This window comes from Micromonospora sp. NPDC005806 (assembly GCF_042871425.1).
In the GTDB taxonomy this organism is placed as follows: domain Bacteria; phylum Actinomycetota; class Actinomycetes; order Mycobacteriales; family Micromonosporaceae; genus Micromonospora.
Map to the genome: position 1 here is coordinate 141,500 of NZ_JBIAIL010000013.1, position 17,317 is coordinate 158,816.

Here is a 17,317-nt window from a genome sequence, read left to right on the forward strand (position 1 = left end):
GGTTCCGTGGTCGGCCGGTCGCGGAGTACCCGGACTGGCGATGTTCATCACACTGTGCCAGCCGGGTCTTTCCCCCTGCCGAGGCCCTGCCGGGGCGGTGGGGAACGGTCTGCCGTACTAGCGTGCAGGGCAGCTTCGCACCGGAGGGAATGCTTCATGCCCGTGACGTACCCCGTCCGCCGTCGGCTCTCCCCTCGCCGGCCGGTTCTCGCGGCGCTGGCCGCCACCGTGCTGGCGGCGGGCGCGTTGACCGGCTGTTCGGGCGAGGACGGGCCGGACCGCAGCGTCGACGCCTTCCTGAGGGGCTGGCGCTCCGGCGACCTCCAGTCGGTGGGCTTCATCGACCCGACCGGCGCCAAGATCCCGGCGGCCGAGGTGGCGAAGGAGATCAAGGCGCTCGCCGGCGAGCTGGCCGACACCCCGCCGGAGCTCAAGCGGGCCGGCGACGCCACGATCACCGCCGACACGGCGACCGCGCGGGTCCAGGTGACCTGGACGCTGCCGGGCCAGACCCGCTGGGCCTACCAGAGCCCGGTACGCCTCAAGCGCGGCGGCGACGACCAGTGGCAGGTGATCTGGGAGCCGACGGTGGTCCAGGAGAAGCTGGAAAAGGGTGACCGCCTCGCGCTGCGCCGTGACCGGCCGACCCGGGCCGGCATTCTCGACGCGGCCGGCACCCCGATCGTCGCGCCCCGGCCGGTGGTCCGGGTGGGCGTGCAGCCCAGCGAGGTGACCGACGTGAAGGCGCTGGTGCGGCAGCTCGAGGCCGGCTTCAAGGCGATCCGGCCGGCGCTCACCCCGCCGGTCGACCTCTCCGACCTGCCCAAGCGCATCGCCGCGGCCGAACCGGGTGCGTTCGTCGAGGTGGTGACGCTGCGCGACGAGGCGTACCGGCAGATCAAGCCCCGGATCTACGACCTGCCCGGCACGAAGTTCAGCACCGACAAGCTCGACCTGGCGCCGACCCGGGAGTTCGCCCGGGCCCTGCTCGGCTCGGTCGACCAGGCCCAGGCCGACGACCTCAAGGCCCACCCCGACAAGTACGTCGCCGGTGACCTGGTCGGCCACGGTGGCCTCCAGGGCCGGTACGACGACCGGCTGCGCGGCACCCCGGGGCTGACCGTGGTCACCGAACGCCCCGCGCCGGACGGCACCACCGCCCCCACCGGTGTGGAGGTGTTCCGCAGCGCGCCGAAGAACGGTCAGCCACTGAAGACCACCCTCGACCAGGCCACCCAGAACGCCGCCGACGCGGCGCTGCGCGGGGAGGCCCGCCGCTCCGCCCTCGTGGCCGTACGGATCAGCGACGGCGCGGTGCTGGCCGCCGCCAACGGCCCCGGCCCGGCCGGCGAGAATCTCGCCTTCGGCGCCCAGGTGCCGCCCGGCTCGACGTTCAAGGTGGTCAGCGCGCTCGCCCTGCTCGACCGGGGCGCGGTGGCCCCGGGCGCGACGGTGGCCTGCCCGAAGACGTTCGTGGTGGACGGCCGGCCGTTCAAGAACTCCGACAACTTCGAGCTGGGGTCGGTCCCGTTCAGCACCGACTTCGCGAAGTCGTGCAACACCGCCTTCGCCTCGCTGGCGCCGAAGCTCGGGCCGGACGGGCTCGCCACCACCGGCCGTACCCTCGGCCTGGAGGCGGCGTGGGACCTGGGCGTGGACGTCTTCACCGGCAAGGTCTCGGCCAACGGCTCGGCCACCGAGCAGGCCGCCGCCGCGATCGGCCAGGGCACCACCGTGGTCAGCCCGCTCGCCATGGCCGGCGCCACCGCCGCCGTGGCCCGCGGCCACTGGGAGCAGCCGAAGCTGGTCCTCGACCCGGCCCCGCAGCAGCCCGCCCCGGCCGGCCCGCCGCTGAGGGCCGAATCCGTCGCGGCGCTGAAGACGATGATGCGCGCGGTGGTCACCAGCGGCACCGCCAGCGCCTTGAAGGACGTCCCGGGCAAGCCGGTGTACGGCAAGACCGGCACGGCCGAGTACGACAACAACCCGGCGCACACCCACGCCTGGTTCGTCGGCTGGCAGGGCGACGTGGCGTTCGCGGTCTTCGTCGAACAGGGTGGCTCGAGCGCCGCCAGCGCCGTCCCGGTCAGCGAGCGTTTCCTCCGCGCTCTCGCCACCCGCTGACCCCGGATCGCCCACGGTCATCCCTGTGTGCCGGATCGCGGGCGCCGCGTGGGGTCAGGCGATGTCGATGCCGGGGCGGGACGGGCCGGCGTCGACGGCCGACGCGGCCGAATCCTCCTCGGCGACCGGCACCCGGCGCAGCAGACCCGGACCCAGCAACGCGGGCGGCCCGACCGGCTCGGACGCCCCGACCTCGTCCTGCGGCGAGACCCGCCGCAGCAGGCCCGGACCGACAGCGGCCGACTCCGGCCCGGCATCCTCGTCCGCCTTCGCGGTCCGTCGCAACCGGCCCGGGCCGGCGGGTGCCGTCCCGTCGCCCTCCAGGTCCGCCGCCACGGGGCCGGCGGATTCGTCATCGGCGGACGCGGCCGGCGTCGGCGTCGGGCCGATGGGCTCCACGGCGACCGCAGGCGCCGGGGCGGCCAGGATGCCCCGCTCCGCCGGGCGGCCGTTGGCCTGCCGGGGCGACGGCGCGACCGGGGCCGGGGGCAGCAGCCGCGGCGGCACCGCGCTCGGCGCGGAGACCGGGGCGAGGCCGGCCACCACGGTGTTGACGATCTCGGCGGCGTACGACCCGTCGGGGTCGTAGTCGGGGTCGAAGACGGTCAGCTCGACACCGAGGCAGTGCGGGGTGTCGACCAGCCCGGAGAGCAGGATCTCCAGCTCGGCGAAGGCGATCCCACCCGGGTCCGGCGCGTCCACGGCCGGCATCACCGCCGGGTCGAGCACGTCCACGTCGATGTGCACCCAGTAGCCGGCGCAGTCCGCGAGCTGCTCGTGCGCCCACTGGGCGGTCCGGGCCGCTCCCTCGGCGCGCAGCGCCGGCACCGGGCGGGTGGTGATGCCGGCGGCCTGGAGGTCGAGCCGGTACTCGTCCTGCGCCCGGATGCCGAGCACCACCACGTCGATGTCCCGGAAGTAGGGGCGCCGCCCCTCGATGGCGGCCAGGTCGGCCTGCCCCCGACCGGTGACCAGGGCGAGGTCCTCCCCCGCCGCCGCGCCCACGTACGAGGCGTTGCCGGGGTGCCGGAAGTCGGAGTGGCCATCGACGAAGACCAGCCCGATCCGTCCGCCGACGGCCTCGCCGAGCCGGTGCATGGCCAGCGCCGAGCCGAGCAGCACCGAGCAGTCCCCGCCGAGCACCAGCGGGAACTCTCCCCGGTCGATGATCGCGCCGATCCGGTCGGCCAGCGCGACCGAGTAGCCCGAGATCTCGCGGGCGTGGCAGACGCCGTCACCGGGACGCCAGTCACCGGGGTCGTACCGGGGCGGGGTGAGGCAGCCCACGTCGCGCGCCCGCAGCCGGGCGAGCAGGTCGTGGTCGCGCAACGCCCCGGGCGCCTTGGCACAGCCGGGGACCGAGGTGGACGTGGGTGGGCGCAGGCCGAGGTTGGTCGGCGCGTCGAGGACGGCGATCCGGCGCGTCATGGGCTCCCGTCCTCGATGGTCGGGCGGGCCGGCCGGTACGCCGGCCCGCGCTGCGTGCTACGAACTAGAACAGGGCGCTGGCCAGGGCCCGGCGGGCCGACGCCACGGCGGGGTCGTCCGGGCCGGCGATGGTGAACAGGCCGATCAGGTGCTGGCGTACCTTCTCCCGGTCGTCGGCGGAGGTCCGGCGGACCAGGTCGACCAGGCGCTTGTAGGCCTGCTCGGCCATGCCGCTGAGCACCTCGATGTCCGCGGCCAGCAGCTGGGCGTCCACGTCGTCGGCGTTGGCCGCCGCGGCGGTCAGCGCCGCCTGCGGGTCCGCGCCGGCCACCCGGCGCGCCAGCCCCACCTGGGCCAGGCCCGCCTCCGCCGCCGCGTCCGCCGGGGACTCGGCCAGGATCTTCCGGTACGCCCGCTCGGCCGCGTCGAGGTCGCCGCTCATCAGCGCGTCGTCGGCCTCGTCGAGGCGCGGGTCCTCCGGCTCGGCCACGGTGACGCCGCCGGCCTTGAGGATGGCCTGGATCCACTGCCGCAGCTGCGCCTCCGGCACCACCCCGGAGAAGGCGTCGACCGGCTGCCCGCCGACGATCGCGTAGACCATGGGGATGCCCTGCACCCGGAACATCTGGGCGATCCGGGGGTTGGCGTCCACGTCGACCTTGGCGAGCACCCAGGCGCCGCCACCCTCCACCGCCAGCCGCTCCAGCACCGGGGAGAGCTGCTTGCAGGGCTCACACCACTCGGCCCAGAAGTCCACGATCACCGGCGTGTTCAGCGAGCGTTCGAGGACCTCGGACTGGAAGGTCGCCTCGGACACGTCGATGACGGTGACCCCGCCGACCGCGCCACCGGGCGCGCCGGCCGGCGGACCGGACTTGGCCGGAGCGGGGGTGGGGGCGGGGGTGCGCAGTGCGCTGAGGTCGACCGCGCCGCGGGTGAAGATCGACGAGGTGATCCGTGGGTCGCTCATGGTTACCTAGTCTCGCACGTGTCGCGCTGAACTCAGATCAACCGCGACGGCGACAGTTGTGACTCTCACGCCTGGCCGAAGTGCAAAAAGGGGCCCCTCCTTGACGTCTGGCGACAAGAAGGGGCCCCTCCTTGCGGCTAGAAGCGGGCGGGCTCGCGGTAGACGCCCCACTCGCCGCGCAGCGCGTCGCAGATCTCACCCAGGGTGGCCTCGGCACGGACCGCGTCCAGCATGGCCGGGATCATGTTCTCGCCGGTCCGGCTGACCTCGACCATGCGCTGCACGGCGGCCTTGACCGCCGCGTCGTCGCGGCCGGCCTTGCGCTCGGCGAGCACCCGGCGCTGCTCCAGCTCCACCTCGTGCGAGATGCGCAGGATCTCCAGGTCCTTGGCGACCGTGCCGGTGTGGCAGTTGACGCCGACGATCTTCTTCTCGCCCTTCTCCAGCGCCTGCTGGTAGACGAAGGCCGACTCGGCGATGTGGCCGGTGAACCAGCCGTCCTCGATGCCGCGCAGGATGCCCGAGGTCATCGGGCCGATCTTGTGCGGCCCGTCACCGCCGAGCTGCTTGATCCGGGCGAAGATCTCCTCCGCCTCGGCCTCGATCCGGTCGGTGAGCGCCTCGACGTACCAGGCGCCGCCGAGCGGGTCAGCCACGTTGGTCACCCCGGTCTCCTCCATCAGCACCTGCTGGGTACGCAGGGCGATCTCGGCCGACTCGTCCGTGGGCAGGGCCAGGGTCTCGTCGAGGGCGTTGGTGTGCAGCGAGTTGGTGCCGCCGAGGACCGCCGCGAGGGCTTCCACGGCGGTCCGCACCACGTTGTTGACCGGCTGCTGGGCGGTCAGCGACACTCCGGCGGTCTGCGTGTGGAACTTCAGCCAGAGCGCCTTCTCACTGGTGGCGCCGTAGACGTCGCGCAGCCAGCGGGCCCAGATGCGGCGGGCGGCCCGGAACTTGGCGATCTCCTCGAAGAAGTCCACGTGTGAGTCGAAGAAGAAGCTCAGGCCGGGGGCGAAGACGTTGACGTCCAGCCCGCGGGAGAGGCCCAGCTCGACGTAGCCGAAGCCGTCGGCGAGGGTGTACGCCAACTCCTGGGCGGCGGTCGCGCCCGCCTCGCGGATGTGGTAACCGGACACCGAGAGCGGCTTGTACTTCGGGTTCTCCCCGGCGCAGTACTCCATCAGGTCGCCGATCAGGCGCAGGTGCGGCTCCGGGTCGAAGAGCCACTCCTTCTGCGCGATGTACTCCTTGAAGATGTCCGTCTGGAGCGTGCCGTCGAGCGTGGACAGGTCGGCGCCCTGCCGCTCGGCGGCGACCAGGTACATGCAGAAGACCGGCACGGCCGGGCCGGAGATGGTCATCGAGGTGGTCACGCCGGCCAGGTCGATGCCGTCGAAGAGCACCTCCATGTCGGCGGCCGAGTCGATGGCCACGCCGCAGTGGCCGACCTCGCCGAGCGACTGCGGGTCGTCCGAGTCGCGCCCCATCAGGGTCGGCATGTCGAAGGCGACGGATAGCCCGCCGCCGCCGGCCCCGAGGATCATCTTGTAGCGCTCGTTGGTCTGCTGGGCGTTGCCGAACCCGGCGAACTGCCGGATGGTCCAGGTCCGCCCGCGGTAGCCGGTCGGGTAGAGCCCCCGGGTGTACGGGAACTCGCCCGGCCAGCCGATCCGCTCGAAGTCCGGGTACGCCACGCCCTCCGGCGGGCCGTAGACCGGGTCGACGGTCATGCCGGAGAGCGTGGTGAAGTCCGCGTCCCGCTTGCGGGCGGCGTCGTAGCGGGCCTGCCAGCGGGCCCGACCGGCGGCGATCTCGTCGGCGTCCATGCGCGGAGCTCCTCCTCGAGTCCTCGACTGAAGACCGAGTGTAGAACGGACGCCTGAACGATCGCTAAGGATGTGCGTACCGGCCGGTAACCTGGCTTAGGCCGAGGGCACCGCCGGCCCGCCCAGGGCCACGTCGTCGACCCGGATGTTGATCTCGTCGACCCGCAGCCCGTACGCCTCGACCGCCGAGGTCACCGCCGAGCGGACCGCGTCGGTCACCTCCGGGACCGGCCGGCCGCCGTCGATCACGATGACCAGGTTGACCACCGCCGCACCGTTGGTGACGTGCGCCGAGCAGCCGCGCCGGGCATCGCCGACCTGGTCCAGCCCGACCTTGTCCAGCACGGCGTTGAAGAAGCGCGCCACGTCGCCGCCCAGCTCGGCCACCCCAGGCACGGACTTCGCGGCGGCCACCGCGATCTTCTCCACCACCTCGTCGGAGACGTGCGTCGCACCGCCCGCCACCGCGTCCGGCAGTACCGACAGCTCCTGGGTCGCCTCGTCAGCCATGCTCTCCCCATACCCGCGCGCACCGCCCCACGGGTCCGTGAGGCGGTGCGAGCGTACTAGGCGGGACGGCGCTGGGCAGTCCGCCGGGAACGGCTCGCGACCGCCCGCCCATCCCAGTCGTGGACGGTCCTCAACCAACCTCGCCCGAGCCCGCCCCGCCACCTCCGGCCGGACGTGGGCGGCGAAAGCGCTGCGACTGGCCGCCGGTCAGCGCGACGAGAGCATGGCTCCAACCCGTCAACAGGAGCGCCGTCAGCATCAGACCCAGAACCCAGGCCAACCAGTCCAGGCCGTTGCGGAGCCGGGCCGCCGTGAAGATCAGCGAGCCGACGGCGGCACCGGGGAAGAGCAGCCCGAGCGGGGCCAACCGGGTCAGCCCGACGAAGACGGCCCGTCGCCTTGTCAGCAACTGGTCGTGCCAGCGCCAGAGCCGGTCATCGCCGCAGTACTCCATCAGGATCGGCTGGAGCACCGCACGGACGTGATCCTCCGCCGTCCGGATGTCGAAGTCCTGCGACGAGATCAACAACCCGACGATCGCCGAGATGATCGGGATCACCAGCAGCAGCCGTACGTCCGCTTTCTCGGAGACGATGAAGCCCACGACGGTGGCGATGGCGGTGGCCTGGAACGTGATCAACGTGGTGATCAGCGTGGTCTTGCGTTCCACGACGGTGTTCACCGCCGCGTATTCGGCCAGCAGAGCTTCCAGTCGGACGTCCGAGGTGATCCGTGACATCGCCGCTCCCGTCGTCGAACGACGTCCAGCATGGACGCTGGGCACAACCGGCGCTGCCCCGCACGCGCACCCGCCGTGCCCGACGGCCGGCGCAGCCCCGACGGGGCGGCCCTGCTGGCGGAGAACCGTCGGGCGGAGGTACGCCGTGGCCCCTCAGGCGCCGAGCTGGTCCAACAGTTCGGCGGCGGCCGCGTACGGGTCGATCGCGCCCTCGGCCACCTTGGCCGCGAGCGTCGGCAGCTGCGTACCGTCGCGCAGCGAGCCGATCCGGTCCCGGAGGGTGCCCAGCGCGATCGCCTCGACCTCGGCGGCGGCCCGCGCCTCCCGGCGGCGGCGCAGCTCGCCGTGCCGCTCCAGCCAGTCGCGGTGCTTGTCGATCGCGGCGGCGATGTCGTCGATCCCCTCGCCGCGCGCGGCGATGGCCCGGACGACCTGCGGTCGCCACTCCCCGGGCCCGCGCTCGCCCAGCGCGATCATGCCCTGGATGTCGCGGACGGTGGCGTCGGCGCCGTCCCGGTCGGCCTTGTTGACCACGAAGACGTCGGCGATCTCCAGGATGCCGGCCTTGACCGCCTGGATCGCATCGCCCATGCCCGGGGCGAGCAGCACCAGCGTGGTGTCGGCCAGCGAGGCCACCTCGACCTCGGCCTGCCCGACGCCGACGGTCTCCACCAGCACCACGTCGCAGCCGGCGCCCTCCAGCACCCGGACCGCCTGCGGGGTCGCCGCGGAGAGCCCGCCGAGGTGGCCGCGGCTGGACATCGAGCGGATGTAGACGCCGGGGTCGGTGGCGTGGTCCTGCATCCGGACCCGGTCGCCGAGGATGGCCCCGCCGGTGAACGGGCTGGACGGGTCGATGGCCAGCACGCCCACCCGGTGGCCGCGCGCCCGCAGCGCCCGGACCAGCTCGTTGGTGGTGGTCGACTTGCCCACGCCCGGCGAGCCGGTCAGGCCGACCACCTGGGCATGCCCGGCGTAGGGCGCGAGGGCCGCCGCGACCTGCGGCAGCACCTCGTCGCCGGACTCGACCAGGGTGATCAGCCGGGCCACCGCGCGGGGGTCGCCCTCGCGCGCCCGCTCCACCAGCATCGGTACGTCCCGGCTGCGGCGCACCGAGCCGGTGCCCGCGGCCGGGACGTTCTCGACGGCCTCTCCCACGGTCAGCTCTCGCCGCCGCTCGGCACGTTGATGATCAGGGCGTCGCCCTGGCCGCCGCCACCGCAGAGCGCCGCCGCGCCGGTGCCACCGCCCCGGCGCTTGAGCTCCAGCGCCAGGGAGAGCACCAGCCGGGCGCCGGACATGCCGATCGGGTGGCCGAGCGCGATCGCGCCGCCGTTGACGTTGACCTTGTCCGGGCTGACGCCCAGGTCCCGGCTGGACTGGATGCCGACCGCGGCGAACGCCTCGTTGATCTCGATGAGGTCGAGGTCGGCGACGCCCAGGCCGGCCTTCTTCAGGGCGTGGTTGATGGCGTTGGACGGCTGCGAGTGCAGGGAGTTGTCCGGGCCGGCCACGTTGCCGTGCGCGCCGATCTCGGCCAGCCAGGTCAGCCCCAGCTCCTTGGCCTTGGCCTTGCTCATCACGACCACGGCGGCGGCGCCGTCGGAGATCGGCGAGGAGCTGCCGGCGGTGATGGTGCCGTCCTTGGTGAAGGCTGGGCGGAGCTTGCCCAGCGACTCGGCGGTGGTGTCCGGGCGGATGCCCTCGTCCTCGCTGATCACCAGCGGGTCGCCCTTGCGCTGCGGGATGACCACCGGGGTGATCTCGTCGGCGAAGTGCCCGTTCTTCTGGGCGGCGGCGGCCCGCTGGTGGCTGGCGGCGGCGAAGGCGTCCTGCTCCTCGCGGGTGATGCCGTGCTTCGCCCCGTGCCGCTCGGTCGACTCACCCATCGAGCAGCAGTCCCAGGCGTCGGTGAGACCGTCCAGGGCCATGTGGTCCTTGATCGTCACGTCGCCGTACTTGTAGCCGGAACGCTGGCCGAGCAGCAGGTGCGGCGCGTTGGTCATCGACTCCATGCCGCCGGCCACCACGATGTCGAACTCGCCGGCCCGGATGAGCTGGTCGGCCAGGGCGATCGCGTCCAGGCCGGAGAGGCACACCTTGTTGATGGTCAGCGCCGGGGTGGACATCGGGATGCCCGCCTCGACGGCCGCCTGGCGGGCCGGGATCTGGCCGGCGCCGGCCTGGAGCACCTGACCCATGATCACGTACTGGACCTGGTCGGGGGCGACGCCGGCGCGTTCCAGCGCCGCCTTGATCGCGATGCCACCGAGCCTGGTCGCGGGGAGGTCCTTGAGGTTGCCCAGCAGGCGCCCCATCGGGGTCCGCGCGCCGCTGACGATCACCGAAGCCATGCCTGCCTCCGAGGGGTGGTGCCGACCTGTACGCCTTAACGATTGTTCGGTCAGACTAGCGTCATGGTTGAGAACTCCCCCGTCGAGCCCGCTGCCGACTACGTCACAGACATCGGACTGCGCCGCATCGACCACGTCGGGGTCGCCGTGCCCGACCTCGACGCCGCGATCGACTTCTACCAGCGCACCTTCGGAATGCGCTGCGTGCACACCGAGACCAACGAGGAGCAGGGCGTACGCGAGGCGATGCTGGCGGTCGGCCCGACCGCCGAGGGCGGCTGCGTGCAGCTGCTCGCGCCGCTGTCGCCCGAGTCGACGATCGCGAAGTTCCTGGACCGCAACGGGCCGGGGGTGCAGCAGGTCGCGTACACGGTGGTGGACATCGACGTGGCCTGCGCGGCGCTGCGCGAGCGCGGGGTCCGGCTGCTCTACGAGACCCCGAAGCGGGGCACCGCCGACTCGCGGATCAACTTCGTGCACCCGAAGGACGCCGGCGGAGTGCTGGTCGAGCTGGTCGAGCCGGCCGCGACCGGCCACTGAGCTGCGCCGTCCCGCTCGGCGGCGCGGGCGGGCGGGACGGCGTCCCGCCAGACGGGAAGAAGCGCGGCGATGCGCGGTTCAACGTTCCCACGGACACCTCCACGCATCGGTGGATGCAGTTTTTCACACCGGACTTCCGACCCTAGCTACCGTTCAGTAACGTCCGCCCCACAGGAGCGCGACCGGTGCCGGATGTGTCGATTGCCGACATGGCGGCCCCGTCGCACCGGCCCCGACGATGGCAGCACCCCTGCCCCCGGTGTGGGTGCAGACGAACGGGAGGTCACCGTGCAGGACATCCTCGAAGCGATCATGGCGGCGGAGGGCTCCGCGCAGCCGGAGCGGGAGCTCGCCGGCCTCGCCGGCCTGCCGGTACCGGAGAGCTACCGGGGCGTGGTGGTCCGCGCCGAGGACACCCGGATGTTCGACGGCATGGCCACCCGGGACAAGGACCCGCGCAAGGCGCTGCACCTCCAGGAGGTGCCCACCCCGGAGCTCGGCCCGGGCGAGGCGCTGGTCGCCGTGATGGCCAGCGCCATCAACTACAACACCGTCTGGACCAGCATCTTCGAGCCGCTGCCCACGTTCAAGTTTTTGCAGCGCTACGGCCGGCTCTCCGAGCTGACCCGCCGGCACGACCTGCCGTACCACGTGGTGGGGTCGGACGCGGCCGGCGTGGTGCTGCGGACCGGGCCCGGGGTGACCCGGTGGAAGGCCGGCGACGAGGTGGTCGCGCACTGCCTGTCGGTGGAGCTGGAGGACGCCGCCGGCCACGACGACACGATGCTCGACCCGCAGCAGCGGATCTGGGGCTTCGAGACCAACTTCGGCGGCCTGGCCGAGCTGGCCGTGGTCAAGGCCAACCAGCTCATGCCCAAGCCGCGCCACCTGAGCTGGGAGGAGGCGGCCAGCCCGGGGCTGGTCAACTCCACCGCGTACCGCCAGCTCGTCTCGCATCACGGGGCGAACATGAAGCAGGGCGACGTGGTGCTGATCTGGGGCGCCTCCGGTGGCCTGGGCAGCTACGCCACCCAGATGGCGCTCAACGGTGGCGCCATCCCGGTCTGCGTGGTCTCCTCCCCGGAGAAGGCCGAGCTGTGCCGCAAGATGGGTGCCGAGCTGGTCATCGACCGGGCCGCCGAGGGCTTCCAGTTCTGGCAGGACGAAGAGACCCAGGACCAGGACGAGTGGCGCCGGTTCGGCGAGCGGATCCGCGAGCTGACCGGCGGCGAGGACCCGGACATCGTCTTCGAGCACCCCGGCCGGGAGACCTTCGGTGCCAGCGTCTACGTCGCCAAGCGCGGCGGCACCATCGTCACCTGTGCCTCCACCAGCGGCTACCAGCACCAGTACGACAACCGCTACCTCTGGATGCACCTCAAGCGGATCGTCGGCAGCCACTTCGCCAACTACCACGAGGCGTGGCAGGCCAACCGGCTGGTCGCGCTGGGCAAGGTGCACCCGACCGTGTCGCGGACCTACCCGCTGGAGCAGACCGGCCAGGCCGCGTACGAGGTGCATCGCAACGCGCACCAGGGCAAGGTCGGGGTGCGCTGCCTCGCGCCGGCCGACGGCCTCGGGGTCCGGGACGCCGAGCAGCGGTCCCGGCACGAAACGGCGATCAACCGGTTCCGGGGGCACTAACCGTTCGGTCATCCCGACACCACCAAAGCGGCGGGGAGGCATTGTCTTTCCATCGCCCGGCACGCCATTCGATTGTCGTGTGACAAAGGGCCGCGGGGCACCACCCCGCGGCCCCTTTCCGCGCTCCCTTCGGGCCCCGCCCGAGCCGCCCGGGACCTGCCAAGATCGCCGTTTGGTCCGGGTCCCGGCCGGGCTCTGAAGTTGACCATGTAATGAGGACACGAAAGGTGCGGGCCGCTCTTGCGAAGCACCCTGGGGCGTCTGCCAGTATGTCCCAATGCCCCAGCAGCAGTCCTCCCCTCTTGCGTTCTTCGATAACGCGAACTCGCAGCCCGATTTCACCGTTGGCCTGCGCGGATACAACACCGGCCAGGTCGACGACTTCATCGGCCGACTGACCGCCGCGCTGACCCAGTCCGAGCAGGCCCGTGCCGAGGCCGAGCAGCGGATGAACGACGCCCAGCGCCGGCTCCGCCAGGCCGAGCAGCGCCAGGGCGCGCTCGAGCAGAAGCTCGCCGACACCAACAAGCAGCTCGAGGAGAACAGCCGGCCGACCCTCTCCGGCCTGGGCACTCGCGTCGAGCAGATCCTCCGGCTGGCCGAGGAGCAGGCCAACGACCACCGCAACGAGGCCAAGCGGGAGTCGGAGGGCATCCTCTCCGCCGCCCGCCTGGAGGCGCGGGAGATCACCGACAAGGCGCGCGCCGAGGCGGCCGCCATGAAGGCCACCGCCGAGCGGGAGGCCGGCGGCGTCCGCACCGCCGCCGAGCGGGAGGCCGCCGAGGTCCGGGTGCAGGCCCGTCGCGAGGCCGACACCCTGCGCGCCGACGCCGACCGGGAGACCAAGCAGCTGCGTACGGTCACCGCGCACGAGGTGGCCGAGCTGAAGTCCACCGTCGAGCGTGAGGTCGCCACCCTGCGGGCCACCGCCGAGCGGGAGATCACCCAGCAGCGGGCGAAGGCCGCGCGGGAGGCCGAGGAGAAGCGGGCCGAGGCGACCAAGCTGCTCACCGACGCCCGGGACAAGCGCGACAAGGACCTCCAGGCCCTGGAACTCCAGCTCGCCGAGCGGCGGGAGAAGGCCGAGCGCGAGGAGTCGGCGCGGCACGCCGCCCAGGTCTCGCAGACCCAGAAGATGGTCAGCGAGGCCGAGCAGCGGGCCCGGGCCGCCCAGGAACGGGCCAAGGAGATCGAGCAGCGGGCCGAGGCCCGACGGGTCGAGTCCGAGCGCACCGCCACCGAGACGGTGGAGAAGGCCAGGGCGCTCGCCGACAAGACGCTGACCGAGGCGAAGGCCGAGGCGCAGCGCCAGCTCAGCGAGGCCCGCACCGAGGCCGAGCTGACCACCCAGGCGGCCCGCCGCGAGGTCGAGGACCTCACCCGGCAGAAGGACGCCGTCACCTCCCAGCTCGGGCAGATGCTCTCCGGCCTGGCCGGCATCGTGCCGGGCGTGCCGGCGGGTGCCGCGAAGCAGGAGGCGGCCAAGGCCGAGGGCGCCGAGAAGAAGGCCACGGCCGAGTCGGCCAGCTGAGCACCACCCGCAGCGGGGCATGAGCCGCGGCGCGGGGTGACACCGGGTAACCGGTGACACCCCGCGCCGTCATGTTTTCCGCCCCTTTCGCCACCCTCGGTGAAGTAGGTCCCAAGTGGGGCGTCCGTATCGCCCCAGCAGAGCCGGATGCGTGTGAGGATGGGGGCATGTCGCACGGCGAGGAACTGTTCGCTCTCGGCGGGGACGTGACCACGGAGCCCAGCTTCGAGTCCGCGCTGCGGGGATACGAAAAACGACAGGTCGACCGCTACGTCGCTCGTGCGGAGCACGAGATCTCGGCGCTGACGGCCGAGCGGGAGCAGGCGTACACCCAGATCCACAAGCTGGCCGGCCAGGTGGAGGTGCTGCAACGCGACCTCGCCCAGGTGCGCAAGCAGGTGGGTGTGGTGGACCGGGCCTCGTTCCGGCACCTCGGCCCCCGGGTCGAACAGATCCTCCTGATGGCCGAGGAGCAGGCGGACGACATCCTCGCCGCCGCCAACGAGGAGATCGAGGCCCGTCGCGCGGCCGCCGAGCACATCATCGAGGAGGCTCGGGAGCAGGCCGCCCAGGCGCTCAAGGACTTCGAGATCGCCCTCGCCGCCCGACGGGCCGAGGAGGAGCGGCACACCGCCGCCCGCAAGGCCGAGGCGGAGGCCACCCTCAAGGCCGCCAAGCACGAGGCCGGCAAGCTCCGCAAGGACGCCAACGACGAGGCCACCCACCTGCGCAAGACCACCCAGGAGGCGCTGGCCAAGGCGCAGCAGGAAGCCACCCAGCTCCGGGACACCGCCAAGGAGATCCACACCCGGGCCCAGCAGGAGTCCACCCGGCTGCGCGAGACGGCCAAGGAGGCGCTGGCCAAGGCGCAGCAGGAGGCCACCCAGCTCCGCGAGGCTGCCAAGGAGATGCACGCCAAGGCCCAGCAGGAGGTCAAGCGGCTCACCGAGTCCGCGGCCGAGGCCGGCCGGGCCACCCACGCCAAGGCGCACGCCGACGCCAAGAAGATCGTCGACGACGCGGAGCAGGCCGCGAAGGCCACCCGGAGCCGGGCGCGGAGCGAGGCCAACCGGCTCAGCACCGAGGCCGCCGAGGCCGGCAAGCGCAACCGCGCCGAGGTCGAGGCGTACGTGCAGCGGATGCGCACCGAAACCGAGGCGTACGTGCAGCAGGCCCGGGCCCAGACGCAGCAGGAGCTGGGCGCCTGGCGGGCCGGCGTGGAGAAGGAAGTCAACGCCCGGCGGGACACGGCCGACAAGGAGTTCGCCCAGCGCCGCGCCGCCGCCGAGAAGGAGTACGCCAAGCGCCGCGACGAGCTCGACAAGCAGCACAAGAAGCGGCAGGACGAGCTGGCGAAGGCGGACGCCGCCCGGCGCGTGGAGGTCGAGCAGGCCGCCGCCGGAATCCGGCAGGCCGCCGAGCAGGACGCGCAGACAACGCGCCGGCGGGCCGAGGAGAAGGCCGCCGAGCTGTCACGGCAGGCCGAGGCGGACGCCGCCGAGAAGCGCCGCAAGGCCGACGAGCACGTCGCCGCCTCCCGTCGCCAGTTCGAGGAGTACGCGGCCACCACCCAGCAGCACCTGGCCACCACCCAGCAGCACCTCGCCGCCACCCAGCAGGAGGTGGCCACCGGCCGGCAGCAGCTCGCCCAGGTGATGCTGGAGATCGCCCAAGCCCAGCAGGAGCTGGCCGACCTGCGCACGGAGACCTGGAAGTCGCGGCAGGAGTCCGACGACCTCCAGCGCGCCCTCGCCGAGCTGCGACTGTCGGCGAGCGCGGCCGGCCTGGCCGCCACCCCGGTCGACCCCGACGAGCTGACCGCCGCGGCCGGCGGCGACGCCGGCCCGACGCCGACGGGCGCGCCGGCCGGTGGAAAGGACACCCCCGCGCCGACGGGCTCGGACGCGCCGGCCGCCGGAACCGGCACCACGCCGGTGACCGCCCAGGGCGCCGCGACGGTCTCCCCCAACGGGAGCGGCCCGGCGACGGCCACCGAGCCGGAGCAGGCCACCGAGCCGGAGCCGGCCGCGGACGGCGCGGCCCGCCCGGTCGCCGAGCCGGTCACCACCGTGGACGGGAACACCGCCACGTCCGGGGTGGACGGTGAGCCGACGGTGGCCGCCGTGCCGGGCGAGGGTGGCCGGGGCGCCACTCCGACGAAGATCACCAGCACCGGTGAGAGCGGCAAGCGCCCGACCAAGCCGACCACCGACGAACGCAGCGCCAAGCCGAGCGCGGTCACCGTCGAGAAGGAGTGACTGACCCCCTCGCCGGATCGCCGCGGCGACGCTAACCTCGCGAGCAGGGAGCCGCGCCGTCGAGGACCCACCTGGTCCTCGCGGTCGGCCGCACACGTCGCTCCGGCGCGCTCCCCCGGAGCGGGATCCCGGGAGGTCCGGTGTCGCAGGAAGGGTTCGCCGGCGCCGGGGGGCACAACGACGATCCGTTCGACGTGCTACGCCCCGAGCCCGATCCGTCCGCCGAACCGACCGAACCCGCGCCGACCCGAGCCGCGAGCGAGGGCACGACCACGCCGAGCGGGTCGGCTGCCGTCGACGAGTTGACCGAGTCGACGGAGTTCGAGCCGAGCGGACGGTTCGGCGTACCGGGGAAGCCGCTGCGGCGCAGCAGCTTCCTGGTCGGCTTCACCGGGGCGCTCGGCGTGCTGCTGGCGTACGCGGTCTTCCTGGGCGTCCGCAACTCCGTCGGCATCCTGGTGCTGGTGGTGATCGCGCTCTTCCTCGCCGTCGGGCTGCACCCGGCGGTGGTCAAGCTGCGCGGCTGGGGTCTGCCGCAGGGGCTGGCGGTCGCGGTGGTGACCCTCACCGTGGTGCTGCTGATCGTCGGCGGCCTGCTGGCCCTGGTGCCACCGGTGGTGACCCAGTCCGGGCAGTTCATCCAGCACCTCCCCGGCTATGTCGAGGAGTTGCGCCGCAACCCGACCGTCAACGACCTGGTCGAGCGGTACGACGTGATGCAGCGCGTCCAGTCGGCGGCGAACGCGGACACCATCGGCCGGGCCCTCGGCGGCGTGCTGGGCGGGGCGCAGCTGATCTTCGGCACCATCTTCCGGGCGCTGACCGTGCTGGTGCTGACGATCTACTTTCTGGCGTACTTCGACCGGCTGCGCGACCTCGGGTACGCGCTGGTGCCCCGCTCGCGGCGCCAGCGGGTCCGGCTGATCGGTGACGAGATCCTGACCCGGGTCGGCGCGTACATGGTGGGGGCGCTGACCATCGCTGTGCTGGCCGGTGCGAGCACCTTCGTCTTCGCGCTGGTCGTCGGCCTGCCCTACCCGTTCGCGCTGGCCGTGGTGGTCGCGGTGACCGACCTGATCCCGCAGATCGGGGCGACCCTGGGCGCGGTGGTGGTGACCGTGGTCGGTCTCGCCACGGACCTGCCGGTCGGAATCGCCTCCCTGGTCTTCTTCCTGATCTACCAGCAGGTGGAGAACTACCTCATCTACCCGAAGATCATGCGCCGGGCGGTCTCGGTCAACGAGGTGGCCGCGCTGCTCGGCGCGCTGCTCGGAGTCTCGCTGCTGGGCGTGGTCGGCGCGTTGCTCGCCATCCCGATGGTGGCCGCCCTCCAGCTGATCCTCCGCGAGGTGGTCCTTCCCCGACAGGAGTCCCGCTGAGGGCAGCCGGACGC

At 72.8% G+C, this 17,317-nt stretch carries 13 protein-coding genes; 6 read left to right on the top strand and 7 right to left on the bottom strand.

Going from position 1 to position 17,317, the window contains the following annotated elements; genetic code table 11:
• Window positions 1–156 precede the first annotated feature (156 nt).
• Window positions 157–2,124, top strand: a complete 1,968-nt coding sequence (locus tag ACFYOS_RS16500; RefSeq protein WP_387141429.1) for a penicillin-binding transpeptidase domain-containing protein — start codon at window positions 157–159, stop codon at window positions 2,122–2,124.
• A gap of 54 nt (window positions 2,125–2,178) precedes the next feature.
• Here ACFYOS_RS16500 and ACFYOS_RS16505 read toward each other — a convergent pair whose 3' ends face one another.
• The 7 genes from ACFYOS_RS16505 to ACFYOS_RS16535 all read right to left on the bottom strand — a co-directional run bounded on the left by ACFYOS_RS16505 (window position 2,179) and on the right by ACFYOS_RS16535 (window position 9,951).
• Window positions 2,179–3,552, bottom strand: a complete 1,374-nt coding sequence (locus tag ACFYOS_RS16505) for an arginase family protein (RefSeq protein WP_387141432.1) — start codon at window positions 3,550–3,552, stop codon at window positions 2,179–2,181.
• A gap of 64 nt (window positions 3,553–3,616) precedes the next feature.
• On the bottom strand, window positions 3,617–4,522 hold the full coding sequence (locus ACFYOS_RS16510) for a tetratricopeptide repeat protein (protein ID WP_387141435.1): 906 nt from the start codon (window positions 4,520–4,522) through the stop codon (window positions 3,617–3,619).
• 137 nt (window positions 4,523–4,659) lie between these two features.
• Window positions 4,660–6,348 (bottom strand): methylmalonyl-CoA mutase, encoded by a 1,689-nt coding sequence (locus ACFYOS_RS16515; protein WP_387141438.1) that lies wholly within the window; start codon window positions 6,346–6,348, stop codon window positions 4,660–4,662.
• A gap of 96 nt (window positions 6,349–6,444) precedes the next feature.
• On the bottom strand, window positions 6,445–6,858 hold the full coding sequence (locus ACFYOS_RS16520; protein WP_387141441.1) for an Asp23/Gls24 family envelope stress response protein: 414 nt from the start codon (window positions 6,856–6,858) through the stop codon (window positions 6,445–6,447).
• A 130-nt stretch (window positions 6,859–6,988) separates the two neighbouring features.
• The gene (locus ACFYOS_RS16525) at window positions 6,989–7,597 is read right to left on the bottom strand and encodes a hypothetical protein (RefSeq protein WP_387141444.1); all 609 of its coding nucleotides are present in this window, start codon (window positions 7,595–7,597) and stop codon (window positions 6,989–6,991) included.
• A 153-nt stretch (window positions 7,598–7,750) separates the two neighbouring features.
• Window positions 7,751–8,755, bottom strand: coding sequence for a methylmalonyl Co-A mutase-associated GTPase MeaB (gene meaB / locus ACFYOS_RS16530; RefSeq protein WP_387141447.1), 1,005 nt, complete (start codon window positions 8,753–8,755; stop codon window positions 7,751–7,753).
• A gap of 2 nt (window positions 8,756–8,757) precedes the next feature.
• On the bottom strand, window positions 8,758–9,951 hold the full coding sequence (locus ACFYOS_RS16535; protein WP_387141450.1) for an acetyl-CoA C-acetyltransferase: 1,194 nt from the start codon (window positions 9,949–9,951) through the stop codon (window positions 8,758–8,760).
• A gap of 63 nt (window positions 9,952–10,014) precedes the next feature.
• Here ACFYOS_RS16535 and mce point away from each other — a divergent pair, with 63 nt between their 5' ends.
• From mce to ACFYOS_RS16560, 5 genes are all read left to right on the top strand, one after another.
• A complete protein-coding gene (gene mce / locus ACFYOS_RS16540) occupies window positions 10,015–10,491 on the top strand; it encodes a methylmalonyl-CoA epimerase (RefSeq protein WP_387141453.1) in 477 nt (158 codons plus the stop codon).
• A gap of 288 nt (window positions 10,492–10,779) precedes the next feature.
• Window positions 10,780–12,135, top strand: coding sequence for a crotonyl-CoA carboxylase/reductase (ccrA, locus tag ACFYOS_RS16545; RefSeq protein ID WP_387141456.1), 1,356 nt, complete (start codon window positions 10,780–10,782; stop codon window positions 12,133–12,135).
• 277 nt (window positions 12,136–12,412) lie between these two features.
• The gene (locus ACFYOS_RS16550) at window positions 12,413–13,666 is read left to right on the top strand and encodes a DivIVA domain-containing protein (RefSeq protein WP_387141459.1); all 1,254 of its coding nucleotides are present in this window, start codon (window positions 12,413–12,415) and stop codon (window positions 13,664–13,666) included.
• 167 nt (window positions 13,667–13,833) lie between these two features.
• On the top strand, window positions 13,834–15,924 hold the full coding sequence (locus tag ACFYOS_RS16555; RefSeq protein ID WP_387141462.1) for a hypothetical protein: 2,091 nt from the start codon (window positions 13,834–13,836) through the stop codon (window positions 15,922–15,924).
• A 302-nt stretch (window positions 15,925–16,226) separates the two neighbouring features.
• Window positions 16,227–17,303: an AI-2E family transporter gene (locus ACFYOS_RS16560; protein ID WP_387141553.1), complete on the top strand. Its 1,077-nt coding sequence runs from the start codon at window positions 16,227–16,229 to the stop codon at window positions 17,301–17,303.
• Window positions 17,304–17,317 lie beyond the last annotated feature (14 nt).